The sequence below is a fragment of the Streptomyces sp. NPDC005483 genome (assembly GCF_040606035.1).
GTDB lineage: Bacteria > Actinomycetota > Actinomycetes > Streptomycetales > Streptomycetaceae > Streptomyces.
The window spans coordinates 14,311-38,216 of record NZ_JBEXEA010000058.1; the positions used below are offsets into that span (position 1 = coordinate 14,311).

23 protein-coding genes and 5 pseudogenes are annotated in these 23,906 nt (G+C 68.5%); 12 read left to right on the forward strand and 16 right to left on the reverse strand.

All coding sequences use genetic code 11. The annotated features are described in order from the left end of the window. Positions 1 to 22: 22 nt before the first annotated feature. From ABZT06_RS46960 to ABZT06_RS46975, 4 genes and pseudogenes are all read left to right on the forward strand, one after another. Complete coding sequence (locus ABZT06_RS46960) at positions 23 to 868, forward strand: SDR family oxidoreductase (protein ID WP_355755251.1); 846 nt, start codon at positions 23 to 25, stop codon at positions 866 to 868. 65 nt (positions 869 to 933) lie between these two features. Next, positions 934 to 1,416: pseudogene (locus ABZT06_RS46965) on the forward strand (nitroreductase family deazaflavin-dependent oxidoreductase). A gap of 272 nt (positions 1,417 to 1,688) precedes the next feature. After that, the gene (locus ABZT06_RS46970) at positions 1,689 to 2,669 is read left to right on the forward strand and encodes an aldo/keto reductase (RefSeq protein ID WP_355755253.1); all 981 of its coding nucleotides are present in this window, start codon (positions 1,689 to 1,691) and stop codon (positions 2,667 to 2,669) included. A 463-nt stretch (positions 2,670 to 3,132) separates the two neighbouring features. After that, positions 3,133 to 3,538: pseudogene (locus ABZT06_RS46975) on the forward strand (sodium:solute symporter); the annotation flags it as partial. Between the two features lie 19 nt (positions 3,539 to 3,557). On the opposite strand, the gene ABZT06_RS46980 reads toward ABZT06_RS46975, so the two are convergent. Beyond that, entirely contained in the window at positions 3,558 to 4,157 is a 600-nt protein-coding gene (locus ABZT06_RS46980; RefSeq protein WP_355755255.1) for a TetR/AcrR family transcriptional regulator, read from the reverse strand. 164 nt (positions 4,158 to 4,321) lie between these two features. Between ABZT06_RS46980 and ABZT06_RS46985 the strand changes: the two genes are divergently transcribed. Next, entirely contained in the window at positions 4,322 to 4,468 is a 147-nt protein-coding gene (locus ABZT06_RS46985; RefSeq protein WP_355755257.1) for a hypothetical protein, read from the forward strand. A 112-nt stretch (positions 4,469 to 4,580) separates the two neighbouring features. Further along, positions 4,581 to 5,222, forward strand: a complete 642-nt coding sequence (locus tag ABZT06_RS46990) for a peroxiredoxin-like family protein (protein ID WP_355755259.1) — start codon at positions 4,581 to 4,583, stop codon at positions 5,220 to 5,222. 520 nt (positions 5,223 to 5,742) lie between these two features. Here ABZT06_RS46990 and ABZT06_RS46995 read toward each other — a convergent pair. From ABZT06_RS46995 to ABZT06_RS47030, 8 genes and pseudogenes are all read right to left on the reverse strand, one after another. Continuing rightward, entirely contained in the window at positions 5,743 to 6,069 is a 327-nt protein-coding gene (locus ABZT06_RS46995) for a hypothetical protein (RefSeq protein ID WP_355755261.1), read from the reverse strand. A gap of 548 nt (positions 6,070 to 6,617) precedes the next feature. Continuing rightward, complete coding sequence (locus tag ABZT06_RS47000) at positions 6,618 to 6,929, reverse strand: SCO5918 family protein (RefSeq protein ID WP_355755263.1); 312 nt, start codon at positions 6,927 to 6,929, stop codon at positions 6,618 to 6,620. 89 nt (positions 6,930 to 7,018) lie between these two features. Continuing rightward, positions 7,019 to 7,288: pseudogene (locus ABZT06_RS47005) on the reverse strand (hypothetical protein); the annotation flags it as partial. 52 nt (positions 7,289 to 7,340) lie between these two features. Then, complete coding sequence (locus ABZT06_RS47010; protein ID WP_355755265.1) at positions 7,341 to 8,855, reverse strand: DEAD/DEAH box helicase; 1,515 nt, start codon at positions 8,853 to 8,855, stop codon at positions 7,341 to 7,343. A 333-nt stretch (positions 8,856 to 9,188) separates the two neighbouring features. Beyond that, positions 9,189 to 9,392 carry a cold-shock protein gene (locus tag ABZT06_RS47015; RefSeq protein ID WP_007387007.1) on the reverse strand — a complete coding sequence of 68 codons (204 nt, stop codon included), beginning with the start codon at positions 9,390 to 9,392 and terminating at the stop codon, positions 9,189 to 9,191. A 469-nt stretch (positions 9,393 to 9,861) separates the two neighbouring features. After that, positions 9,862 to 10,038 carry a hypothetical protein gene (locus ABZT06_RS47020; RefSeq protein ID WP_355755268.1) on the reverse strand — a complete coding sequence of 59 codons (177 nt, stop codon included), beginning with the start codon at positions 10,036 to 10,038 and terminating at the stop codon, positions 9,862 to 9,864. 87 nt (positions 10,039 to 10,125) lie between these two features. Further along, complete coding sequence (locus ABZT06_RS47025; RefSeq protein ID WP_355755270.1) at positions 10,126 to 10,845, reverse strand: beta-glucanase; 720 nt, start codon at positions 10,843 to 10,845, stop codon at positions 10,126 to 10,128. Between the two features lie 149 nt (positions 10,846 to 10,994). Next, on the reverse strand, positions 10,995 to 11,414 hold the full coding sequence (locus ABZT06_RS47030) for a hypothetical protein (RefSeq protein ID WP_355755273.1): 420 nt from the start codon (positions 11,412 to 11,414) through the stop codon (positions 10,995 to 10,997). A gap of 263 nt (positions 11,415 to 11,677) precedes the next feature. On the opposite strand from ABZT06_RS47030, the gene ABZT06_RS47035 reads away from it, so the two are divergent. Beyond that, positions 11,678 to 12,067 (forward strand): hypothetical protein, encoded by a 390-nt coding sequence (locus tag ABZT06_RS47035; RefSeq protein ID WP_355755275.1) that lies wholly within the window; start codon positions 11,678 to 11,680, stop codon positions 12,065 to 12,067. A 586-nt stretch (positions 12,068 to 12,653) separates the two neighbouring features. Here the strand turns inward: ABZT06_RS47035 and ABZT06_RS47040 are convergent. Further along, the gene (locus tag ABZT06_RS47040) at positions 12,654 to 12,965 is read right to left on the reverse strand and encodes a DUF6234 family protein (RefSeq protein ID WP_355755300.1); all 312 of its coding nucleotides are present in this window, start codon (positions 12,963 to 12,965) and stop codon (positions 12,654 to 12,656) included. Positions 12,966 to 13,269: 304 nt separating this feature from the next. Here ABZT06_RS47040 and ABZT06_RS47045 point away from each other — a divergent pair, with 304 nt between their 5' ends. Then, the gene (locus tag ABZT06_RS47045) at positions 13,270 to 13,893 is read left to right on the forward strand and encodes a hypothetical protein (RefSeq protein WP_355755278.1); all 624 of its coding nucleotides are present in this window, start codon (positions 13,270 to 13,272) and stop codon (positions 13,891 to 13,893) included. A 54-nt stretch (positions 13,894 to 13,947) separates the two neighbouring features. Then, entirely contained in the window at positions 13,948 to 14,097 is a 150-nt protein-coding gene (locus tag ABZT06_RS47050) for a hypothetical protein (protein WP_355755280.1), read from the forward strand. Between the two features lie 55 nt (positions 14,098 to 14,152). Here the strand turns inward: ABZT06_RS47050 and uppS are convergent, their stop codons facing one another. From uppS to ABZT06_RS47070, 4 genes and pseudogenes are all read right to left on the reverse strand, one after another. Beyond that, a complete protein-coding gene (uppS, locus tag ABZT06_RS47055) occupies positions 14,153 to 16,000 on the reverse strand; it encodes a polyprenyl diphosphate synthase (RefSeq protein ID WP_355755282.1) in 1,848 nt (615 codons plus the stop codon). Between the two features lies 1 nt (position 16,001). After that, positions 16,002 to 16,334: pseudogene (locus ABZT06_RS47060) on the reverse strand (DUF6114 domain-containing protein); the annotation flags it as partial. A 56-nt stretch (positions 16,335 to 16,390) separates the two neighbouring features. Then, positions 16,391 to 17,188, reverse strand: coding sequence for a DUF6230 family protein (locus ABZT06_RS47065; RefSeq protein WP_355755284.1), 798 nt, complete (start codon positions 17,186 to 17,188; stop codon positions 16,391 to 16,393). A gap of 109 nt (positions 17,189 to 17,297) precedes the next feature. Then, positions 17,298 to 18,677 (reverse strand): cytochrome P450, encoded by a 1,380-nt coding sequence (locus ABZT06_RS47070; RefSeq protein ID WP_355755286.1) that lies wholly within the window; start codon positions 18,675 to 18,677, stop codon positions 17,298 to 17,300. Between the two features lie 75 nt (positions 18,678 to 18,752). Here ABZT06_RS47070 and ABZT06_RS47075 point away from each other — a divergent pair, with 75 nt between their 5' ends. Continuing rightward, complete coding sequence (locus ABZT06_RS47075; RefSeq protein ID WP_355755288.1) at positions 18,753 to 20,282, forward strand: GMC family oxidoreductase; 1,530 nt, start codon at positions 18,753 to 18,755, stop codon at positions 20,280 to 20,282. After that, complete coding sequence (locus ABZT06_RS47080; RefSeq protein WP_355755290.1) at positions 20,279 to 20,788, forward strand: nitroreductase/quinone reductase family protein; 510 nt, start codon at positions 20,279 to 20,281, stop codon at positions 20,786 to 20,788. Before ABZT06_RS47075 ends, ABZT06_RS47080 begins: the two co-directional genes overlap by 4 nt. Before the next feature lie 566 nt (positions 20,789 to 21,354). Here the strand turns inward: ABZT06_RS47080 and ABZT06_RS47085 are convergent. Both ABZT06_RS47085 and ABZT06_RS47090 read right to left on the reverse strand, forming a co-directional pair. Further along, positions 21,355 to 22,348 (reverse strand): annotated as a pseudogene (locus ABZT06_RS47085) (IS481 family transposase). Further along, positions 22,348 to 23,145, reverse strand: a complete 798-nt coding sequence (locus tag ABZT06_RS47090; protein WP_355755292.1) for an alpha/beta hydrolase — start codon at positions 23,143 to 23,145, stop codon at positions 22,348 to 22,350. Before ABZT06_RS47090 ends, ABZT06_RS47085 begins: the two are co-directional and overlap by 1 nt. Positions 23,146 to 23,181: 36 nt before the next feature. On the opposite strand from ABZT06_RS47090, the gene ABZT06_RS47095 reads away from it, so the two are divergent. Continuing rightward, positions 23,182 to 23,802 carry a TetR/AcrR family transcriptional regulator gene (locus tag ABZT06_RS47095; protein ID WP_355755294.1) on the forward strand — a complete coding sequence of 207 codons (621 nt, stop codon included), beginning with the start codon at positions 23,182 to 23,184 and terminating at the stop codon, positions 23,800 to 23,802. Positions 23,803 to 23,906 lie beyond the last annotated feature (104 nt).

Genomic DNA, 23,906 nt, shown 5'->3' on the forward strand with positions numbered 1-23,906 from the left:
CGGCGCCTGAAAGGAATCCCCCATGAGCAAGGTCATTCTCGTCACCGGTGCCGGACGCGGTCTGGGCACCGACATCGCTCGCGAGGCCCTCGCCGCCGGCGACCAGGTCGTCGCCACCGGCCGCCGCCCCGACGAGGTCGAGAAGACCCTCGGCGGACCGCACGACAACCTGCTGGTCACCAAGCTCGACGTCACCAGCCTGGAGGACGCCGAGGCCGCCGCGCAGGCAGCCGTCGACCGCTTCGGCCGCATCGACGTCCTGATCAACAACGCCGGCAACCTGTTCACCGGCTACTTCGAGGAGATCTCGCCCGCACAGATGCACCGGCAGTTCGAGACCAACGTCTTCGGCCCGATGAACGTCACCCGCGCCGTCCTGCCCATCCTGCGCAAGCAGCGCGCGGGCCACGTCATCACCATCACTTCGACCGCCGGACTGGTGGGCATGGAGTTCACCTCGGCCTATGCCGCCTCCAAGTTCGCGGAAGAGGGCTGGATGGAGTCCCTGCGCTACGACGTGGAGCCGTACAACATCCACACCACGATCGTGGAGCCCGGCTACTTCCGCACCGAACTCCTCGTGGACGGCTCCACCACCTGGCCCGAGCTGTCCATCGACGACTACGCCCCGCGCACCGCCCCGAGGATCGAGGGCATGAAGAGCATGAACGGCCGGCAGCCCGGCGATCCCGCCAAGCTCGCCCGCGCCCTGCTGACCATCGCCCAGCAGGAGAAGCCGCTGCTGCGATTCGTCGCCGGCGCGGACGCCATCGAGGCCGCCGAGGCCAAGGCGAAGGAACTCCTCGCCCAGGCCGAGGCCTCCCGCGAACTGGGCGGCCGCCTGGCCTACGACGACGCCCACGCCTGACCATCACGCTCCGCCCGGGACGGAGGACCGCTCGGGTGCGTTTCGACAGCACGGAGAAAGTCAACATGCCCCTCAAAGGCGAGTACGAGCCGAGCAAGGCGCAGTTTGTACGTGACCAGGTGGAGCTGTACGAAAGCTCCGGCGGTACGCAGGGAACGACGCTGAGTGTCCTGGTCGCGCGGGAAGAGGACGAGAGGCTCCGGGACCTGCCCGTTGTCATCCTGACCACCCTGGGCGCGAAGAGCGGCAAGATCCGCAAGACGCCGGTCATGCGGGTGGAGCACGACGGCTCCTACGCCGTCATCGCCTCCATGGCGGGAGCCCCCAAACACCCGGTCTGGTACCACAACGCCGTGGCCGACCCCCGGGTGGAGCTACAGGACGGCCCGGTGCGCCGGGACATGCTGGCACGCGAGGCGACCGGGGACGAGAAGGCCCTGTGGTGAGCCCGAGCCGTCGAGGCGTTCCCGGACTATGCCGAGTACCAGAAGAACACGGACCGTGAGATCCCGGTCCTCGTGCTGGAGCCGGCGGCCCACGAGCACTGACGCGGCGCTACCGGTTCAGCCCGCGGCTCCCCCGCCACCTGGCATCGGTGTCCTTGGAAGCCTGAGCTACGACGACACCCACGCCTGAGCGCCACGCCCCGGCCGAGGCCGGAGGCCGCCGGGTGCGCCTACGGCTCTGACCCCTCCCCGGGCAACGGCACCCGCGTCGACAGCACGCGGATCACCCCAGCACGGTCCGCCAACTGGTGGCGCACCCCACTGCACACACGACCACCAACCGGCCTGACAGCCGTCACAACAAGGAGTACCTGATGAAGCACGTATCACTGGGCGGGCTCGATGTCTCCCGCATCGGCCTGGGCGCCATGACCATGGCCGGCACCTACACCACGGGCGGGGGCCTCGATGACGCCGAATCGATCCGCACCATCCACCGGGCGCTGGACCTCGGAGTCACCCACATCGACACCGCCGAGATCTACGGCCCCTTCCACAGCGAGGAAATCGTCGGCAAGGCCATCAAGGGCCGCCGCGACGACGTCGTCGTGGCGACGAAGTTCGGTCTCGTCTCCCACGCCGGCGACGGCCCCGGCGTCATCGACAGCAGCGCCCGCAACGTGAAGACCGCGGTCGAGGGCTCGCTCCTGCGGCTCGGCACCGACCACATCGACCTCTACTACCAGCACCGCGTCGACCCGAACACCCCCGTCGAGGAGACCGTCGGCGCGCTGTCCGAGCTGGTCGCCGAGGGCAAGGTGCGCCACATCGGTCTCTCCGAGGCCGGCCCCGAGACGATCCGCCGGGCGCACGCCGTGCATCCGGTGTCCGCGCTGCAGACCGAATACTCCCTGTGGACCCGCGACGTCGAGGCCGAAATCCTCCCGCTGCTGCGGGAGTTGGGCATCGGATTCGTGCCCTACTCACCGCTCGGCCACGGCCTGCTGACCGGGCAGATCCGCACCGTCGACGACTTCGCCGACGACGACTGGCGCAAGACCAACCCGCGCTTCACCGGCGAGAACTTCCAGCGCAACCTGCGCATCGTCGACGAAGTACAGGCCATCGGCGCCGAGATCGGCGCCACCCCGGCCCAGACCGCGCTGGCGTGGCTGCTGACCCGCGGCGACGACATCGCCCCCATCCCCGGAACCCGGCGGGTCGCGCGCGTCGAGGAGAACACCGCCGCCGACGGCATCGAACTCAGCGCCGCTCAGCTCGACCGACTGAACAACCTCACACTGGCCGCGGGCGAACGCCACGACGAGACGAACATGGCCACCATCGACCGGTGATCTGACGCCCCGGAGACTTTCTGATCCATCGCACCGGGCCGACCCGCATCCGTTCACACATCGCGGTGTACATCCAGCTCCGCGAAACCGTCCAGGATGTGTCGCGCTGACCTCCGTCGCCCGCCCAGCCCTTCAGCCCGGACAGCACTGCCCGTACTCCGTCACGTGCGACGTCATAGAGTCCGCGTACACGCCGGGCTGCTGTCCGGGCGCAGCCGCCCCGCAGGGCCGCGGCGAACCAAGTCGCCAGGAGAGCTGCGCTGACGCTTCGAGGACAGCGGTGCGCCCGTGCATGGGCGAATCCGTGCGCGGCCCATCAGGCTGCGAGTACCCGCCCCGTGTGCGGCTGCTGCGGCGCGGGCTCTTCGTCTGCTTCGGCGAGCTGCTGCGGTATGGGCAGACGGAGTGTGTGGAGGGTGCGGGTTTCCAGTCCTACGGCGGTCTCGCAGCTACGGCCGTGTTCGCCATCAACTTCCAGCTCCTGGGCGGCATCTGGATCCTCCAGACCTTCCCGGCCCTGGTCGGCGGCCTGTTCACCCGCTGGTTCCACCGCTGGGCGCTGCTCGCCGGCTAGGGCGGTCGGCATGATCTACGGCACGGTCGCCGCGTACGGCGTCGCCTCCCCGACCCAGAAGCACTTCGGCGGCTCGTCCAAGGAGATCCCGGACATCGGCGAGATCGGCCTCACCGCGTTCGTGCTCAACGTGGCGGTGACGGTGGTCCTGACCTTCGTCCTGAAGGCGGTGAAGGCCCCCGAGGGCATCGACGTCACATCGCCTGGCGACTACACGGCGGATGCGGCACAAGCGGAAGCGACGGCACCCCCCACCCTGCGTCCGGGCACGTCACCTGTACCCAACCCCAGTTGAGAGGCAGATCCACGCACGTCTATGCCGCCGCCCGGACTCCGATCGAGTCCAGGGCGGCGGTCACCGTCTTGCGCAGTGTCCCGGCGTCCGCACCGGCACGGGACCGCAAGTTGACGCCGTAGGCGAGCAGCGCCAGCAGATCCGCGGAAGCGCCCGGATCAGCGCCGGGGGAAAGCTGCCCCTGACGGTCGGCGGTGACGAGGGCGGCGTACAAGGCATCACGCAGCTCCTGGTGGTGCTGGTCCAGGACGGCGCGCACCCCCGGGCTGCTGTTCTCAGCCCCGGCGTGTGCGTTGGAGACCATGCAGCCCCAGCGGGCGTACTCGCCCGAGCAACGGGCCTCGATCAGGCCGACGAAAAACTCGGAGACAGCGGGCAGTCCCCGCTCGTCCTTCGCCAGGCGCCGGAACATCGGCTGGGACCGCTGCTCCAGATAGCGGCGCAGCGCGGCAAGGTAAAGCTCCTGCTTGCCGCCGAACGTGGCGTACAGGCTGGAGCGGTTGAGCCCGGTCGCGGTCACCACGTCCTGGATTCCGGTCGAGGCCACGCCCTGCCGCCAGAACAGCCGCACCACGGTCTCCAGGGTGGCGTCCGGATCGAAATGCTTGATGTCCGGCATGCTGCACCCCGCCATCCTGAAATGAGGATTCCAAGATACTCCCGGTTCAGCACGACGCAAAGGTGCCGACAGCACAGAGCGGGACAGGTCCCCCACCAGCACGAAAGCGTCCATGTGCGTCCACGATCCACCCCAGGAGCGCCTGGCGACGCGACCATCCCGCCATGAATCGCATACCAGCCCTCTGGGAGGCCGCGTACGGGTCACAGGCCCCCCGCCTCCGCCGCCACCTCGCCCGCCGCGCCGTCCACCTCGCCGCATTCATCAAGGCCCTCGCCCTGACCGACCGCCGTCCGTTCACCAGCCTCTGACATCCCGACACCTCCGCACGACTGGCGCGGGACCACGCACCCACTTATCTTGGAACGGTCATTTCAAGATTGTTGGTCCCGTCCCAGTCGCCGACCAGAAGGAACAGGCACCATGACCACCCTCAACGCCGAACTGCGCACCTTCTACGAAGCCCGACAGCAGCAGATCCCTGCCGACATCCGACAGATCATGCAGCGGGCCGGCCAGGAACTCGCCGACTCCGGCCAGGCCGACCGCGCCCTGGCCGTCGGAGCCAAGGCCCCGCGTTTCAGCCTCCCCTCGGCGACCGGGCAGACCCTGGCCCTGGACGACCTGCTCACCGACGGCCCGGTCGTGCTGACCTTCTACCGCGGCGCCTGGTGCCCGTACTGCAACATCGCCCTGCGCTCCCTCCAACAGCACCACGAGGCGATCAGCGCCCGCGGGGCCCGTCTGGTGGCCGTCTCCCCGCAGATCCCCGACGAATCCCTCACCCTGGCCGAGAAGCACGAGCTGGCCTTCGACATCCTCAGCGACATCGGCTCCGAAACCGCCAAGCAGTACGGCCTCGCCTTCGACCTCCCCGACGACCTCGCGACGGTCTACGACAAGCTCGGATTCGACCTCCAGCGCGTCAACGACGGCCACCCACGCACCCTCCCGCTGCCCGCCACCTACGTCATCGACCGCGACGGCACCATCCGGTGGGCCTTCGTCAACACCGACTACACCACCCGCGCCGAACCGGCCGACATCCTCGACGCGCTGGCCTGACGCGGAGCCGACCAGCGCCAGCGCCAACGGGATCTGTCGGTCGGCGGGCGAGTCCGGGAGCACCGCAGGAGACGTCGGACCGATCGCACGGGATGCTGACGCTGCTGTACCGAGCCGGATCGATGCATTCGGGCGCCACCTGGTTCGGACACTCCGGCGGCGTCCAGTTCGCCTCCAGCCGCACGAATGAGAACCGTCAGACACGCGCACGAGCTTGACCGCGCCCGACGCCGCGTGGTCGCGCCTGACCCAGGGGGACTTGAGGAAAGCCAACAGCAGCCTGGGAGAGTGAACGACCCATGAGCCCCCCACACCCGGGGCCTCGCCGCCGGCGCGATCAGCACGCTCGGCGGCCTGGTCGTCGATGAACTCCTCGCACGCGCAAGACCGTCCGCGCCCTGCGCATCCGTCCCACCAGTGACGAGAGCAAGCTCCAGGACAAGGCGTCCAGATCGCTCGCGGCGACATGCTCGCTCCTGGCTTCCTCACCCCGCCATGGAGGGCGCCGACGCCGTCATCATCACCGCCGCCGGTTACACCGGCGGCCACGGAGCGTGCACGCGGCGCGGTTGAGGATGTCGGAGAAGCCGGCGCCTTCGGCGACCTCGCCGCAGGCCTCGACCGGTGCCAGGACCGCGGCGAGGATGCGCTCGATTCCGGGCATCGACGGCTCCCACGTCCGCGCTGCGGCATGTTTGCAGCGAATCGGACTTGTTCTTGGAACGACGCTCGTCATGGAGCCGCTGCTGCCCAGGTGAAGGTCGATGCGCTCACGGCCGGCCAGGGCCACGTCGTCGGCAACGCAGTGGACGTCGCCCTGCGGGCGGCCGTCGCCCGCCTGGTCCACGAGCGACAGGCCGGTTCGGACGCCTTTGCGTACCCTGTGTACTCATGCTGCACGGGGTGCCGAGCCAGAAGCGTGCCGGTGAGATCACCGCAGCCTTCCATGCCGCCCCGTATGGGGAGCTGAAGCCGCTGCACCGTGCGGTGCCCGACGCTGGCGTGGACGCATAGTGACGCGGCCGGCCGACGCCGCGCTGACCTGAGCCGCCCCAGGATCGTTGATCCGGGCAGGGCGGGTGCACCATCGTCCAGAATGTGCTGATTTTGCTGCCCTCAACTGGGGCGGGACCCTGACAGTAGGCCAAGGAACGTCGTCGAAGGCCCGGTTGCTGCTGGGTGGCGCGGACCGGCGGTCAGAGACCCGGGTGCCCTCCCGGCGCCACCTCTGTGCCCGCGCCTTCGCGGGTCAGGCCGGCGGAGACACGCAGGAAGCCACAGGCTGCCTGGCCAGTCCCTGCCGGATGCACATCGCGGCCGGACCACACATCGCGCGGCGCAACTTCCGGCCGCGACACCCAACTGCACCACCGGTGGCCCGCGCCTGCCCGTCGGTCAGGCTGTCGCGGGCGCCCCGAGCATCGCGGAAGCCTCCTGGAACGCACTGTGCGGGCGCGTGGGCGCAGCGTCCGGGGAAAGGCCGCGGCAGGTGAAGCCGAGCCGGGTCATGGCCCGCACGACCTCACCGGCGCTGAAGTCGCGGCGGTCCTGACCGGTGACGACCTGCCCGACCTGCTTGACGGGGTAGGTGCGACGACCGACGATCACGGACGCCCCGAGGACTTCCTCAGGCTTGACCCCCTTCATCGATTCCAGGACGCCGCCCTTGGTCAGATCGAAGGGGAAACGGGCGATGACACAGCGCATGATGCCTCACAGAAAGTTGGACAAGGGGACGGTTCTGCGGCGGTCGAGGCCGTTCAGCGGGCTGACGCGAGAAGGCTCGTCGCGTCGCTGCCAAGGATGTCCCGCAGCTGGACCCGGTCCGTGTACACGGGGCTGTCGCGGACCACGGTGAGCTGGGCCTGGGTGAGAATTCCGGTGCACACGCCGTCGTTGTCACAGACGAGCAGGTGTGCGGTGCGGGCGCTTGCCAGGACGGACAGGGCCACCTCGACCGTCATGTCGTCGCAGACCTGCGGTGCGGCGGTGTCCGGGGCGTCGGCCGCCGTCCTGGGTACGGAGGCGGTAGCCGTCGAGCGGGGCTGCATCTGAACCATCGTCAAAACGTGCCTCCTGCAGAGGTGGGCCAGCTTCCTGAAGCTGAACACGAAGTCGTTACGCCGCCGCCTTGAACGACGGCTGTCGTCCGGTCCTGCGCCGGGCAGCCGAGGCGGGGCTACGACGGCCGCGTGACGACGACGTGCTGCGCGTACGCCGCTCGGGAACCGGCGCGGTGATCGTCACGGGGATGCCGGTGGGCGTCTGGGCGCCGGTGATCCGGCCGAGCGCCTCTTCGCCGGTGCGGATCTGTGTGGTCTCGGGCACGATGCCGGCGGCGGTCATGAGGCGGCTCATGTCACGGCGCTGGTTGGGGGTGACCAGGGTGACGACCCGGCCGGACTCGCCGGCGCGCGCGGTACGGCCGCCGCGGTGCAGGTAGTCCTTGTGGTCGGTGGGCGGGTCGACGTTGACGACGAGGTCGAGGTTGTCGACGTGAATGCCGCGGGCGGCGACGTTCGTGGCCACGAGCACGGTGACGTGCCCGGTCTTGAACTGGGTCAGGGTTCGGGTGCGCTGCGGCTGCGACTTGCCACCGTGCAGGGCGGCGGCCCGGACACCGCTGTTCAGCAGGTCCTGCGTCAACCGGTCGACGGCGTGCTTGGTGTCCAGGAACATGATCACCCGGTCTTCGCGCGCCGCGATCTGAGTCGTCGTCCAGTGCTTGTCCGCGCCGTGGACGTGCAGCACGTGGTGCTCCATCGTGCTGACCGCACCCGCGGAAGGGTCGACGGAGTGGACGACCGGGTCAGTGAGGTAGCGGCGGACCAGGCGGTCGACGTTGCGGTCGAGGGTGGCGGAGAACAGCATCCGCTGGCCCTCGGGGCGGACCTGGTCCAGGAGCGCGGTGACCTGGGGCATGAAGCCCATGTCGGCCATCTGGTCCGCCTCGTCCAGGACGGTGATCGCGACCTGGTTCAGTCGGCAGTCACCGCGGTCGATGAGGTCCTTGAGCCGACCCGGCGTCGCGACGACGACCTCGGCTCCGGCGCGCAGCGCGTTGGCCTGCTTGCCGATCGACATTCCTCCGACGACCGTGGCGAGACGCAGCTGCACCGAGCGGGCGTAGGGGGTGAGCGCGTCAGTCACCTGCTGGGCCAGCTCACGCGTCGGCACGAGGACCAAAGCCAGCGGCTGACGGGGCTCGGCGCGCTGTCCGGCGGTGCGGGCCAACAGGGCGAGGCCGAAGGCGAGGGTCTTGCCGGAGCCGGTGCGCCCGCGTCCCAGGGCGTCGCGGCCGGCGAGGGTGTTGGGCAAGGTCGCGCCCTGGATCGGGAACGGGATGCTCACCCCTTGCGCGGTCAGCGCGGCCAGCAACTGCTTGGGCATGTCGAGGTCGGCGAACGCCTCGACCGCGGGCAGAGCGGGAGTGATCGTCTCCGGCAGGGCGAACTCGCCCTGAACCGCTGAGGGCCGCCGGCCGTAGCCGCCCGAGCGGCTCGGCCCCCCTGAACGGCTCGGAGCGGACGATCCGAATCGGCTGCCTCGCTTCGAACCGGTGCTGGAGCCGAAAGCAGGGCCATCGCCGCGGTTGCGGCGGGAAGAGCGGTCATTGGTACGTGCATAGTTCATTGAGAACCTCCCTTGATACGGCACGCATCAAGGAACTCCCGCAGCAAACCAGCGCGAGGAATCTCAAGAACGGACCGAATGGAATGCGAAAAGAAATCTGGAGAGTGCAGTGGGTCAGGAGTAAGCTGCATCGAACAGAATTTCCGATGCCAAATGGGCGGGAAATTCCGGACGCCGGACGCCTACCGGTTACGCCTTGGACGAGGCGCGCGTCCCTGGACCAGGGACTGCGGGCGCTTCTCGTCCTTCAGGTCACACCACTGCGGGAAATGTCCGTAGCTGGGGCCCGCACCCCGAGGGATGCGGGCCCCAGCTACGAAGTGCGCGTCAGCGTCAGGCGAGGACGATGTTCTCGGCCGTCGGGCCTTTTTGGCCCGCCGCGATGTCGAACGTGACCTTCTGGCCTTCGAGCAGCTCTCGGAAGCCTTGGGCGGCGATGTTCGAGAAGTGGGCGAACACGTCGGCGCCCCCACCGTCCTGCTCGATGAAGCCGAAGCCCTTGGCCGCGTTGAACCACTTCACAGTGCCTGATGCCATGCCATATCTCCTCTTGGGCAGTACGCCGGGACCCGCGATGCACGGATACCGGGTCGCCGCGATGATGCCCCGTCCGGAAAACGACCGGCCATACGAAAACGCCGCCAGCGGCTGAAAATACCGGCGAAGACGCTTGAAGTTTTTGGGAACCACAACTGCAACTGAGATCGACAGTAGCACGATGTGGCGGGCCGAGTACGGTAAACGGCTCCGCCCTGCCGATTACGGCAAAAACACTTTCCGCATGACGGGCCAAACCCTCACCTCGCCGCCACAGATATTGCCCCACCCGGGGCGCAGCGTTTCAGGAACTGCAGCCGTCGTTAAGCGCTCAAAAGAGCGCTTATTCCGGTGGAGATTTCCTGCCCGGCGCGCACCCCGGTGGCCCGTGCATCGGTCTCGCCGCGCATCCGGACCGCTGGTGGGGCGAGCGGGCCGGCAGGCCGGCAGGCCTGGAGGCGTGTGGCGGTCAGTGGGTGGTCAAGAGAAGATCGCCGACCACGATCAGGGCAAGGACGGCCACCCCGCCGGCGCGAAGGAAGCCGCGCGGGTAGCGCACCGGTGCCCTGTCCAGGGCCAGGTAGTACGGGGTGTCCAGGCAGTGCGGGGCTTCGATCCACAGAATTCGGGATGCGATGCGGGCCAACGCCCCCCGTCCACACGATCCACAGCAGCACGTATCGCTGGTCCGGCGGCAGTGGCGGGTAGTACGGCAAGGGGAACCCGATCCGGGTCAAGTTCCCTCCGTCGGGCCGTCCGCAGGCCCGTCCACCTCGGACGGGTCGTCCGTCAGATGGTCCCCGTACGGCCTGGTGACCACTAGACGGCGCACCTCGTAGGACATCTCGGCAGTCCCGGGTTGAGGGGCGGGGTGGTAACGGCCCGCACACACCGACAGGTTGACGATGAGGTAGGCCTGCCAGCCAGAGCCCACGCCCCGTCCGTCGGCGAAGATCTGCTCACCGTCGAGGGTCCACACCACACTGTGCCGGCCGAAGGTCACGCCCAGATCGAGGACGGCCCCCGGGCGCACCGCCTCGTGACGGACATAACTCTGGCCCTGCCGTACGTGATTGGTCAGCTCCAGAAGGTCAGGGTTGTCGGGGTGGTACTCAAAGACGTCGACCTCATTGCCGCCGTCCCGCCAGGTCCAGATGGCGGGCCATGCACCCAGCTGGGTGGGCAGCCGTACGGTGGTCTCCAGGTGGTCCCCGGTACGCACCATGAACCCCTCGGCACTTCCCTCGGTGGTCAGCAGCCCGGCGTCCCACAGGCCGTCCGCCCTGCGCCGGGCCCTGAACGTGCCCAGCCGGGAGTAGGCAGGGTCAGTCGTGAGGTAATCGAGTTTGTTGTCGCCCTGGTTGGTGGGCCCCCCGTCCGGATAGGCCCAGGACCGGCCCGCGACCCACTGGCGTTCCGAGGAGAAATCGGCACTGAACGCGACGGCACTCACACGCGCTCTCCTTGCTGTCAGCAACGCCCCCTCCTCGTTGCATCTCCTGACCAGTCCGCCTCCATGCGCCATCCGCCCACACCCGACGTGCAATTCAGCCTCCCGGGTGACAAGCCGCAGTGGACGCGCCGGGCGCGGCATCCTCCCCCCTATTGAATCGCTCCCTGTGTGCGCCCTCGGTCCCGTTCGAGGTCCTGTCCCTGGCAGGTCTCGTTGATCGATTCGATGACCTGTCGCAGCAGCTTGCACAGGGCTACGCCGGGCCGTTCCCGTTCATCTGTACGGGCAGGCCGCAGCAACTTAACCTCATGCTCGGACAATTCACGTTCGAAACCACAGCGGAAGTAGTTCTTGTCGCCGACGAGAGTCTGTCGCAGGCGCTCTCGCAAAGCGGCTGTGGCTGGCGCAGTAGCCGTAGTGGAGTGCACGACCCATACGTCGTCGCTCCGCACCGCGGTGGTGGTGGCCGGAATCCGGTTGACGGTTCGCATCACACCGGCGGCCTTGCGCAGCCGTTTGTCGTAGCCGGGCTGTTGGTGCAGGTAAGGGAAGGGGGTGGGCACGGGCATGGCGGAGCCATGTGGCCTCGGAGGTGTAGCCGAGTGTGGCCTGTATCGCGGCGAGGGTGACCAGTTCGGCGTCGCTCAGGCGAGGGGCAATCCCGACCGGCGGGTGCCACGGCGCCAGGTCGGGACGCTCCTTCAGCATGTCGCTGGTCGGCGCATAGGGTGCTGTCGCGAGGGTGTCCACGTCGTTCGTCACAAGACGATCTTGGACGCCCTTGTTCTCGTCTCCTCAGGCACCCCTTGGACCACACCACCAGGAGGAACCAGTGTCATACCCGCAACTGCGCACCCCCGAGGAGAAACTCGCCGACGCGAAGAAGCTGTTGAGCCTCCCGCCCATCGTCGTGATCTGCGGCTCCACCCGCTTCATGACCGAGATGAACGAGACCGATGTGCGGGAGACCAAGGCCGGAAAGATTGTCGTCAAACCGGGCTGTGACATGAAGTCGCCGCACGAACTGTGGTCCGATCCTGTCGAGGCCGAGGCGCTGAAGGTTCGACTCGACGATCTGCACCAGGCGAAGATCCGGCTCGCTGACGAGGTGCTCGTAGTCGGCGACTACATCGGAGACAGCACCCGAGCCGAAATCGCCTACGCCCGGTCGCTGGACAAGCCCGTGCGGTTCACACACCCCGAAGTCGACCCTGACGCCTGACCGCCCGCCGCCACCTCGACAACCAGGGTTGGCAGGCCGCCGCCTGACCGTCTCGCGGTGGCTTCGGCCGCCGGCCACCCCACACCCTCCGCAGTCATCCCTTGGAATTGATCATCCCGACGACTACGGCTGCACCAACGCCTGGAACCTGTGGGAGGCGAGCAGGGAACAGAGCTGCCCACGTGGGACGCCAGCGCCGGTGACTTTGTGGGCAGAACGGCAAGCCCCAACCGGTCGCCCCCGGCCCGCGCCGTCACACGCTGGATTTTCACCCACCCCGACGTCCTCCCTGAACCCGACCGGCTCCAGCTCAAAGCCGCCCTGGCCAACTGCCCCGAGCTGACGGCACTCGCTGAGCACATGCGCTCTTTCGGCCACATGCTCACCCACCTGCAGCGACCGGCTCCCCGACTCGCTCTGCACCTCCTGCGCCACCTCGACACCGTCAGCCTCAGCCTGTCCGCGAACTCCGGCCTCGTGGAGAGCCACGTCAACAGGATCAAGATGCTCAAGCGCCAGATGTTCGGCCGCGCGGGATTCGACCTTCTACGCAGCAGTGCGGAGGAGACTTCGCTGCAAACGCGACCTAGTCAGAAAGGGCCAAGACGGCGAGCAGTCCTGCTCCGGCTCCCAGGACGATCAACTGCATGATGCCCGGGCCGCGCCATCGCATGGCAAGGAGGCCCCCACCTGTGACCACTGCACCCCCGACCAGCAGCCACATTCCCTGCCACGCCATCTTGGGCGCATCGGGCAAGTTGTCGCGGTCGTAGCTGTCGGCCCAGCCTGTCATCCCATAGCGGAACACCAACCAAGCGATGACCATCAAGTCGAGGATGACAAGCGCCAGGCCGACCCCAAGCTGCTGACCGGTCGACGGCTCATTTCCGCTTTCCATACTCACCACCGGTGCTCATGACGGACTGTCAACCGCTTGAGGTCAGCATGCGGCGGTCACGGACTCGGCACATGAGTACGGCTACTCAGTGAGCTGTCGGGAGCAGAGACGGAGAACTGACCGCAGACTCGTTCTCACCGCGAAGTGGGCCAGAGCCATTACTGACTGCCGACCACGACGAACCGCTCCCGTGTGCACGGCTTCAAGAACGTCGGCACCACCGAGGCGGCAAGCGGACAGGGCCGTTGTCAGTGCCGTCTGCGATGATCCCGCGTGGTCGAGGGACGCCACGGTGGGAGGCTTCATGTCGTTCGGTTTCAAGACGTCATGGCTCGCGGTACACGACGCCGGGCCGGAAGAGGTGGCCGATGCCCTCGACCTGCAGCACCGGCAGCGCGTCGACTGGGAGACCGGCACCGAACTCGCCTATCGGCACGGTGTCTTCGTCGCCAGACCCGTCCCGGAGTGGACACTCGCCCACGGCAGGATCCATCTGACGAACGAGACAGACGCCACGCACCCGGACTTTCCCACCTGGCTGCGGACGCTGGCCGCGCGTGTCGGGGACCTCCAGTACTTCGGCACCGACCGCATAGGCGAGTACCACGCCTGGGCCAAGGTCGAATCCGGTGAACTGACCCGCGCCTACTGTTACATCGGCATGGCAGGTGACGTTCCCCTGCGCCTGGGAGAACCCACCGCCATCGAAAGGGAGCTCGGCGTCGGACTGGTGGGACGCGAAGAGGTGCGGCAGGACTGGGTAGACGCCGAATGGGACGCCTGGCAGGGCGCCATGCCCACGGAACATCAGGTGATGCGCATCGCCGCCGACTGGAGCGTCTGCCCGCCCTTGATCGAGGACGGCTCCGTCACCGTGCCCGGGATCCACGGATTGCCGCGGGGCGTCGAGCCCGGACGCGCCTTCTGACGACCTGAAGCCCCTGTGTCCGGCTACACCTCGATGCAGGCGACGATAATCACGGTGCGCAAGCAGAGGATGCGGACCTGCTCGATGTCGCCGGTCTACTGGCGTAGCCGTGGCCAGTGGTGGCGCCGCCGATGGGGTACCGGTGTCCCGTTCAGCGGGCTGAGCCCGCGTCAGATCGGCAAGCTGATCACCGCCCTGTGGTGAGAAGGTGCGGATACGAGGATGACCGCGACTCACGTCGTCGGTGCTTCTTGCCCACTCAGGTGGCAGGTCGGGGCGGGATGCGGGCGACCGAGCCGTAGCGGCGGGTGCGCCGGGCGTACTGCTCGATCACGTCCCACAGGGTGCGGCGGTCCACTGCAGGCCAGGGAGTGTCGAGGAACAGCAACTCGGCGTAGGTGGCCTGCCAGGGAAGGAAGTTGGAGGTGCGCTGGTCGCCGCCGGTGCGCAGCAGCAGATCGACATCGGGCAGTTCGGGGACGTGCAGGTAGCGGGCGAAGGCGTGCTCGGAGATGGAGCCGGGGTCGATCTTCCCGGCGACCGCTTCCTGGGCGAGTTTCACTGCGGCTGCCGTGATCTCGGCGCGGCCGCCGTAGTTCACGCACATGGTCAAGGTCAGTCCGGTGCGGTCGCGGGTGATCCGCTCATTTTCGAGGAGTTGCTCGATGACGTCGGTCGGGAGGCGGGAACGTACTCCGGCCCAGCGCACGCGGAGGTCCAGTCTCTCCTCCACCAGGCGACGCACGACCTGAGGGATCTCGTACATCAGGGTCTGCAGTTCCTCGGCGGGGCGTTTCCAGTTCTCGGTCGAGAAGGCGAACAGGGTCAGGTGTTTCAGGCCGATCTCCAGGGCACCGTGGACGACGTCGACCAGTGCCTCGGCGCCCTGCCGGTGGCCGTCGGTGCGGGGCAGGCCGCGGGCGGTGGCCCAGCGGCCGTTGCCGTCCATGACGATCGCGATGTGGCGGGGCATGGCTTCGCCGGGCAGTTGGGGCGGGCGGGCGCCGGAGGGGTGGGGAGGTGGAGGGACGGTCGACTGAGATTGGGCGGCGGACGACGGCGTCTCTTCGGTTTTACCGGGCCCTTCGGGCGCCATTGCCGGGGCGAGTTGCGGCGGGCAGGGCTGGATGGGGAAAGGCAGCAGGCTCCACGCCAGCGCGGCCTTCGCCCGGGCAGGCAGCAGCAGGCGCAGCCGGGCGCCTCGCGGCAGGGCCGGGCGGCGGTGCAGCAGCGCGGCGGGGACATCGGCCGTGACCTTCAGGCGCAGCCGGTACAGGTCGGTGTAGGCGCCGAGCGCGACGCCGATCGCCGGGTGCAGCACCGGCGGCAGGGGCGTGCGGTCCAGCCAGGTGCGGGCCCGGTCGGCCAGGCGGCGCACCAGTTCCTCGAACTGCGGGGTGGCGCGCCGGGCCAGCAGGTCCGCCTGCCGCACGCGGGCCTCGTCCAGGGCTTCTTGCGGCAGGGGTACGTGGCCACGGCTGAGGTCGTCGCAGAGATCAACCAGGGCGTCGGTGAGGTAGATCGCCTCGACGGCGGTCTGCCAGGCAACGGCCGCCTCAGGCACGCTCGCGGCGATCGCTTCCGGCTCGATGGAAAGGCCCGCGGCCCGCAACAGCAGCGAGCCCGCGCGCAGCACGAGCGGGGTGTTGATCAGACTGTTGTAGCGCCGCCACTCCTGCCACGTGGCGAACTGCCGTCCGTTGACGTCCTGGCGCAGCTCCTCGAACAGTGTGTGCAGGAATCCCGGCGGCAGGTTCCAGGTCAGCATGGTGTGGATCAGAGCCTGCCGTACCGGGTCGCTGCTGCGACCGTCACGCAGGTCCGTGTCGAACGCCGAGATCCACGCTTCCAACCGCCCGGCCCGCCCCGGATCCGCCTCGCCGGCGGATCCGGGCGCGTCGGCCAGGTCGTCCACGGCCCGGACGGCGCCGTACAGCGCCCAGGTGGCGGTCCGCAGCGGGGGTGGCAGCAGCAGCGAGACGGCGTACTCGATCTCGCCCGTCGCACGGGTGGCGCGGCGGCACGCCTCGTAGCCGCGGCGCAAGGACGCATCGTGGATGCCGCTGCGCTGGTAGACGAAGGTGCGGGGAACGGCGGGAGACCTCACCTCACGCCTCCTCTTCTGGGGTCGATGGTGCCTGCTGGGGAACCCAGGCCAGGGCCAGGGCGCTACCGACGGCGGTGAGCAGGAAGCCCAGCAGCAGGCCGCCGAGGTTGGCTGCGACCAGGCTGACCAGGGACAGCACTGCGGCCAGGACACCGGAGAAGCAGCGCAGGGCCGGATTGCGCCACGTCGTCACCCCGGCTACGACGAACACGGCGCCCAGGGCCCACGAGGCGGCGCCCGCGGTGCCGGTGAACCGCAGGAACCCCAGTCCCACCCAGGAAACGCAGATCAGCTCGAGTCCGCCGAGGCCCAACAGCAGCCCCGCCGCGAACGGGCGGCCGCGACGTCACCCTCGCCACCCGGTTCGCCAACCGAGTCGAGTCGCTGTGGTCATCGGGTGGCTCCCGGCTCGCAGCGGCCCTCTCCCTGACGCATCTCGATGGCGACACAGCGGGACGTGATCGTCCCGGCTGTGAAGGCATGCGGCTGCGTCGTCACATCGCTGCCGCTGACCTTCCGAGCGCCGACGGTGAACAGGCCCGTGGGCCGTTCCAGGGACACTCGCGGGGTGCTGAACTGAGCTCCGGAGAGCTTCACCGACCTGGCCGTGGCCTTGCCCGCCTCCACTGTCAGGCCAGAGGCTGAGGCGTGCTTGATCCGCACGACGGCTGTCACCGCTCCGATGATCGGCAGGCGGGCGGTGGAGGTGACGCAGGCGTCCTCCACGGTTGCCTGCTCCATCCGCGTGGTCAGCGCCGGCAGCAGTCCGCCACGGCCGGAGGCGGCCGGGGAGGCCGACACGTCCGACCCGGACACCCGCGCCGCATGGACCGTTACGGGCACCTCCCCCGCGAACGCCACGGAGACGGCACCTGCTGCGCTCCCGGCCAGCAGGACCGAGGCACCGACGAGCAGGGGGGCCAGGGCCAGGGCGAACCGCCAGCGGCTCGTCCGCCCGCTCATGGTCTTCATGGGGAAGTCGTTGTCGATCACGACCAGCCCAACGACCGTCCCTGACCGAAGTACCGCCGAACTCACCGTGAGCAGCGGTAGTTGTCCGTTGTCGAGGCCGGGCGCGAGGTGGGACCGCTGGAGGCTGGTGCCCGGCGACATGGGCGTGCGGCAGGTGCGGCGTACGGCTTCCGACCTCGACTCGGACCACCTGGAGCTGGGTACGACGTCGCCCACGCGGCCACTGCACAGGAGCCGGCCGCGGCGGCGCACCGCCACCCCGGACGTCTGGCACATGTCCTGGCCGCGCATGCCTGCCGGCGGCAGGGCACCGCTCTCGTCCCGATCAGCAGCCGCGTGGATGGCAGGTCATGGACAGCGGGCCGGGAGAGATGACGATGCGGGCGCGCGGCCGGTAGCGGTGTCCCGGTACGGTGCGCAGCTGCCAGCGTGCAGCGATGGTGGCCACGGCGGTGAGGATCTGGTTCATCGTCAGGGCGTCGCCGATGCACTTGCGCACCCCCGCGCCGAAGGCGATGTCGGAGCAGCGTGCCAGGCTCTTGGCGCGTTCGGGCAGCCAGCGGTCGGGGTCGAAACGCAGCGGCTCCCGGTGGACTGCGGGATTGCGGTGCACCGCGTAGGTGCAGTAGGCGAGTTCGGTGCCGGCCGGGAGTTCGGCAGTGCCGAGGCGTACGGGGACGAGGGTGCGCCGGCCCAGCATCCAGGGAGCGGGGTGCAGACGCAGGGTCTCCTTGACGACCCGTCGGGTGTAAGCGAGCGCGGGCAGGTCCTCGGCCTGCACGGGCCGCCCCTGCAGGACGGAGTCGATCTCCTCGTGCACCCGCTGTTCGGCGTCGGGATGAAGCGCCAACTCGTAGAAAACGTGGGGCAGTACGTCTTTGAGGCCGTGGGTCGCGGCCCACAGCAGGAACAGCGTGTCGGCAATGATCTGCTGGTCGTCGAGCGGCTCGTCCGTGTCGGGGTAGCGGGCCCTCAGGAGCTGGGAGACGACATCGGCGCCGGTCGCACCCCGGCTGCGGTGGTGGGCCAGGGAGGCCGCGACGGCGGTGCGCAGGCCGGACAGGGCCCTCAGGAACCTGCCGGTGCCCGGTACGTGCCTGACGTGGGCGAGTCCTGGGAGGGCGAGGCGCCAGTACATGCCTGAGGTGGTCTGGGAGCTCAGAGCCGCGAGTATGGCCGTCACCTGGTCGAGGGCTGGTGTGTCGCCGCATACGGCACGGGCGTTGACGGTGTAGGCGAGGCGGGCCATCTCCTTGTCCACGCGGATCGTGGTGCCGGGGGCCCAGCCGGCGATGGTCTGTTGCGTGGCCTGCCGGATCGCCGGTGTCCCGGCGGCGATCCGGTGGGGGTGGAAGGCCGGTTGCACGGCACGGCGGTGCCGCAGGTGCGACGCGAAGAGCGTCAGTCCGTCGAAGCTCATGTCCATCACCAGGCTGATGCCGAACTGAGAGCCGATTCCGGCGGTGATCCGTGCCTGGGCGTAGCTGCGGGCGTCGGTCACCAGGACCTGGTGAAGGAGTTCCGGCGAGTTGACCAGATAGACGTCGGGTGTGAAAGCAGGGCCCCGTATCCGCACCAAGGGGCCCAGTTCGTTGAGCGACGTCATGAAAGCGAGCGGGTTGCACAAGAGCTTCAGGCCGTGCCCGAGCAGGGGCAGTGCTCCGGGAGCGGTCGGGACGGCGGTGGGAGGCGCGGAGACAGCCACGAGCCCTCTCTGGGTCGGATCATGCACACATACTGTGACCGGTAATGTACCCGCCGTAGCGGAAGGTGTGGTGCGGTGGTTCTGCGCGAAGTGCTCGTCGTGGGCTCCGGGTTCGGCGGAAGCGTCGCGGCGCTGCGGCTGGCGGAGAAGGGTTACCGCGTCACGGTCGTAGAGGCCGGGCGACGATGGCGGCCGGAGGACTTCGCCGCCTCCCCGTGGCAGGTGCACCGTCTGCTGTGGGCGCCCTGGCTCGGCTGGCGCGGCATCGCTCATCTGCGGGTGCGGCGTCGGCTGACCGTGCTGACGGGCATCGGAGTCGGCGGCGGATCCCTCGTCTACGCGGGGGTGCACTACCGGCCCGACACGACCGTATTCCGTGCCCCGTGCTGGGACCCGTCCCTGGACTGGGAAGGCGAACTCGCCCCCCATTACGCGTTGGCGGAACGGATACTGGGCACCACAGCCGTCCCCCGGCGGGCGGCAGGGGATGACGCCCTGCGCCGAACGGCCGACGCTCTCGGGGTGCCCGACGGTGTCCATGCCACCCGGGTCGGCATCCACTTCGGCCCACCCGGCCGAGCAGTGGCGGACCCCTTCTTCGACGGCCGGGGGCCGGCCCGCGCCGGCTGCTCGGAGTGCGGCCGGTGCACCCTCGGCTGCCGCGTCGGCGCGAAGAACTCCCTGGACCACAACTACCTTCACCTCGCCGAACGGGCCGGAGCCGACATCCGGCCCCTGACCGAGGCCCGGACACTGGTACCGCAGTCGGACGGCACCTGGCGCGTGCACACACGCCACGGCACCGGTATCGCTCGGCGCCGCGCAGTACTGTCGGCGCATCAGGTCGTTCTCGCGGCCGGGGCCTGGGGCACCGCAGAACTCCTGCACCGCTCCCGGCCCTACCTGCCGAAGCTGTCACCCTCACTGGGCACGCGCACCCGCACCAACCGCGAAGTGTTCGCCGCCGTGTCCGCGGAAGGCTTCGACGTCGGACCCGGCGTTGCGATCAGCTCCGCGCTGCGACCCCACCCCGACCTCCTGGTCCAGCTGTGCCGACTCGGACCGGGCTCGCATCCGGCCGCACTGCTCGCGCGACCGGCCGGGCTCTCCTGGCGGGACTTCGGCCGGCATACCGCCGTACTGTTCGCCATGGAGCAGGGCGACTCCCACCTGACCAGCCGTTACCGACGCGGAAGGCTCACCCTCCACCCGGGAAGCCCACAGCCCGAACCCGTACGACTGGCCACCGCCGAGGCGATGGCGCACCACTACGCCCAGCACATCGACGGTCGAGCCGCGCTGCTGTGGAACACCGCCCTGGGCCTGCCGGTCACCGCCCATCTGCTGGGCGGCTGCCCGATCGGCAGCGACCCCGCCACCAGCGTCGCCGATCTCTACCACCGTGTCCACGGCTACCCGACCCTGCACATCAACGACGCCTCGGCCGTACCCGGCAACCTCGGCGTCAATCCCGCACTCACCGTGACCGCGATGGCCGAACGAGCCTGCGCGGCCTGGCCCTCCGCCGGCCATCCCGACCAACGACCCGCCCAGAGCGAGCCTTACCGGCGCGTACCGCTGGCGAAGACGGAGGAGGCCCCGTGACCCACTCCCCCCACTCCCTTTTCGCCCGCCTCGCCACCAGCCGTGCGGTGCTACGGGTTGCCCCTCAAGTGCTGCCGCACTGCGACCTGTTCGTCCACCGCCTGACCCGGGGCCGGCTGCTGCCGAGCAGGCTCGTCCTGGACACGATCGTGCTGGGCACCACCGGTCACCGCAGCGGAACCCCACGCGCCACCCCCCTGGCCGCGCATCGGGCAGCGGACGGCACCTGGCTGGTGGTCGGCAGCAACTTCGGCCGGTCCCACCACCCGGCCTGGAGCACCAACCTCCTGCACGACCCCCACGCCACGGTCACCGCACAAGGACGTTCCTGGCAGGTCGGAGCCCGCCAACTCACCGTCCACGAAAAGGAACAGCAGCACAACCGCATCCTGCTGGCCATCCCCTTCTACGACACCTACGCCGACCGCACCGACCGGGACATCCGCGTCTTCTGCCTCACCCCGATCATCTCCTCCCCGGGGGAGGGCAGACGCTCGACCGGGTGAACCGCAGCCGCACGGGTTTGGCCGCCGGAGCGATCAAGATGTGGCCTGCACACCATGCGCCATCGCCCGGCACACGCTCGCAACCACCACTGCCCGCCCGCGCGCGTCTGGAAAACCGAGATCCGGGATTCTTCCCGCTGGGCAGGAGACCATCAGGAAGTCTTTTCCGGGGCGTTCGCCAGGTGGCTGGCGCGACGGCCCGAGACGGTAAGCGGTCGACGTGTGCACTCCCCCGCCCACGGAGACCACATGAGGCGGAAACGCCTGTGCCCTCTGATCAATGAGCGCTGGTGTCCGGCCGACTGCCATCTGATCTACCCGAGCAGTGGCAGGAGGTTATGCCACACCTCCGCAGCAACGCCTGACAACGCCGTGCGAATGCTGCGCTGGGGCACATGACTCGCACCCGATCATGTGGATGCTGACGACGGGAGTCAGAAGCGCACGGAAGACGATCATGCCGATGCCGATCTGGGTTCCCCCAGGACTGACCCCGCCCCGGCAGCAACGCGACTCCTGTGCCTGTGCGTTGAGGCTTCGAACACCTCCCCCAACTACACGGGAGCCTAGTTGTATGAGGACATGACGTTGGTGACGGTCTGCCCGAGTGTTGCCGCGGGTGGTTGTCCGCCGAGGGCGGTGTGGGGTCGGTGGTAGTTGTAGTGGATGTTCCAAACCGCCAGCGCCTGGGCGCGCTGTGTTTCGGAGGTTCAGGTACGCGCGTACATGAACTCTTCGGCCAGGATCCGGCTGTACCGTTCCGCCTTCCCGTCCTGCCGGGGCGTGTACGGTCGAATCCGTTGGTGCCGTGAGCCGAGTAGGGCGCGGGTGAACGCATCTGCCCGGTAGCAGGCACCATTGTCGGTGACGAGCCGTTCGATCCGGGTGATGCCGTCTACGGCAAACCACGCCCTGGCCCGGTACAGGAACGCAAACGCCGTCGAGGCTTTCTCATCCGGCAAGGGCTCGGTGCAGGCGAGGCGGGTGTGTTCCGTCGATCGCCGAGTGCAGGTACACCTACCCTCCACGGCCGGTCTTCTTCTTGTTCCGGCTGACTGCCCGGGAGTGATCGCTGTTTCGGCCGTGGGCGCGCCATCCGCCGCCGTCAGGTATCCGTCCGACCTTCTTCACGTCGATGTGCACCATGTGACCCGGTCGGCGAGCGGTGATTGTGCGTGGTTTCCGCGTGGTGTGGCCATCGGGGTCGATGAATCGTCGTCTGCTCAGACCGAGATGGGCGAGGTGCCGGGTGACGGTGCGACGGCTCACGGCGTGCGTGGTTTGGCTGAGTCGAAGGCGATCCATCCTGCGGACCACTTGTGGTTTCGGCCCATCTGCTCGATCCGTTCCACTACCTCGCCCAGTGTGGCTGTGGGGTGTGGAGGACCGGTCGTGCAGGCCGAGCTCACCTTGACGACGGTACCGGTTGACCCCCTTGGAGGCGCATGCCCTGGAGATGCCCATCTCCGCGGCAACGTGGGCGATCGGACGTGACTTGCATCGCTCGACAAGTCGCCTGCGGCCCTCAATGGAGAGAGGTGCGTTGGCATGGGTGCCCATCAGATGGCGGCGAGGGTGTTGAGCAGGTGGCCAAGCTCTGCCGGCGCCTGAATGTGGGCCAGATGGCCCTGTCCGGCGAGTTCGTGAACTCCGGCGTGAGCGACGTGCTGCCGCACATTGTCGAACGACGTTCCGTAGGGGGCTGTTCCGCGGTTGCACTGGCCGATGATCAGGTCCACTTGATCTGCCTGTCCCGCCATCACATCCGGAGGCGGCGCCGCGTTGAGCGCGCCGAGTTCGGCGTACAGCGGTTCGCTCAAGCGACGCAAGATCGCCCAACCGTGCTGATCCGCCTGAAGATCCTCGACATGCGCAGCGGAGAAGCCGGAAATCTGCCGATTGACGATCTCGACGCAGCGATCCCAGTCCGCCGTCTCCGCTGCGCTCTTCAGGTCCGGCACTGCATGGCGTCCGAATGGCTGCATCACGGGTTCGTAGGCGATCACATGGGGAATCGGGCGATCGTTGGCGACCAGCAAGGTGATCAAGCCGCCGTAGCTCCAGCCGAAGAGCGCCCTCGTGCTGTCGAACTCGTCAAGGACCACACCGAGGTCCTCGACCTCTGTCCGCAGCGAGTAGGAATTGGTCAAGGGCCCCGAGGGAGTGCGTCCCCGACGGTTTACGACTACCACCGAGGGCCAGGCCGCGATGGCGCCCACAACCCGGCGCCACGTGTGCGCATCGCTCATGACTCCCGGGACGACGACGAGGCCCGGAGCATCCGGCTCCCCGTAAACATCGACCGTGACCCAGCTGTCCCCGTCGACTGCAAGCTTCTTCTGAATCGTTCGCTCCATAAATCTATTATGGAGCGAACGATCTACAATGCAAGCGTGACCGAACGCAACCGTGGACGCCCCCGAGCCTTCGACCGCGATCGTGCGGTCCTCGAAGCCGCTCGCCTCTTCTGGCGACGCGGCTACTCCGGCACCTCGACCCGCACCCTGGCCGCGGCCCTCGGGCTCTCCACGTCCAGCCTCTACGCCGCCTTCGGCAGCAAGGCCGGACTGTTCGAGGAAGCGGTGCGGATCTACGCCGAGCGGTACCGCGAGATCTACCAGCAGGCTGTCGCCGAGAACTGCATCCAAACCGTCATCGAACGCATCCTGACCGACTCGGTCCACGAGTTCACCCAGCCAAGCGGCACGCACCCGGGGTGTCTCATCAGCAGTGCCGTGATGACCGACAGCACGAGCACGCTCGATACCAGCGCCTACGTCGCCGAACTGCACAGCTCGAACGAGCAGGCCCTCCTCGTGCGCATCGAGCGAGCGATACAGGACGGAGAGCTAACCGCGGGCACCAACGCAGCGGTCCTGACCGGGCTCATCCAATCCGTCTGGCACGGATTGTCAGTGCGGTCCAACGTTGACACGGCTCGCGAGGACCTGCTCGCGACGGCGCAACTTGCTCACCAACTGATCTGCCAACAACTCACGCCACCAACCTCCTGACCCGCAACACCTAGTGCCGCTCCGCAGAAGTTCGTGGAGGGGTGTTGATCAAGTTGTCTTCAGTGGGGTGCCTTCGTAGGTCCAGCGGTAGGGTCTCGCGGCCT

Coding starts and splice junctions, on each gene's coding strand:
- ABZT06_RS46985 (WP_355755257.1), top strand. CDS start 4,322: ATGAATCGCATACCAGCCCTCTGGGAGGCCGCGTACGGGTCACAGGCC.
- ABZT06_RS46990 (WP_355755259.1), top strand. CDS start 4,581: ATGACCACCCTCAACGCCGAACTGCGCACCTTCTACGAAGCCCGACAG.
- ABZT06_RS47090 (WP_355755292.1), bottom strand. CDS start 23,145: ATGGAGCGAACGATTCAGAAGAAGCTTGCAGTCGACGGGGACAGCTGG.
- ABZT06_RS47000 (WP_355755263.1), bottom strand. CDS start 6,929: ATGCGCTGTGTCATCGCCCGTTTCCCCTTCGATCTGACCAAGGGCGGC.
- ABZT06_RS46960 (WP_355755251.1), top strand. CDS start 23: ATGAGCAAGGTCATTCTCGTCACCGGTGCCGGACGCGGTCTGGGCACC.
- ABZT06_RS47030 (WP_355755273.1), bottom strand. CDS start 11,414: ATGCCCGTGCCCACCCCCTTCCCTTACCTGCACCAACAGCCCGGCTAC.
- ABZT06_RS46980 (WP_355755255.1), bottom strand. CDS start 4,157: ATGCCGGACATCAAGCATTTCGATCCGGACGCCACCCTGGAGACCGTG.
- ABZT06_RS47045 (WP_355755278.1), top strand. CDS start 13,270: ATGTCGTTCGGTTTCAAGACGTCATGGCTCGCGGTACACGACGCCGGG.
- ABZT06_RS47040 (WP_355755300.1), bottom strand. CDS start 12,965: ATGGAAAGCGGAAATGAGCCGTCGACCGGTCAGCAGCTTGGGGTCGGC.
- ABZT06_RS46970 (WP_355755253.1), top strand. CDS start 1,689: ATGAAGCACGTATCACTGGGCGGGCTCGATGTCTCCCGCATCGGCCTG.
- ABZT06_RS47010 (WP_355755265.1), bottom strand. CDS start 8,855: ATGAACTATGCACGTACCAATGACCGCTCTTCCCGCCGCAACCGCGGC.
- ABZT06_RS47015 (WP_007387007.1), bottom strand. CDS start 9,392: ATGGCATCAGGCACTGTGAAGTGGTTCAACGCGGCCAAGGGCTTCGGC.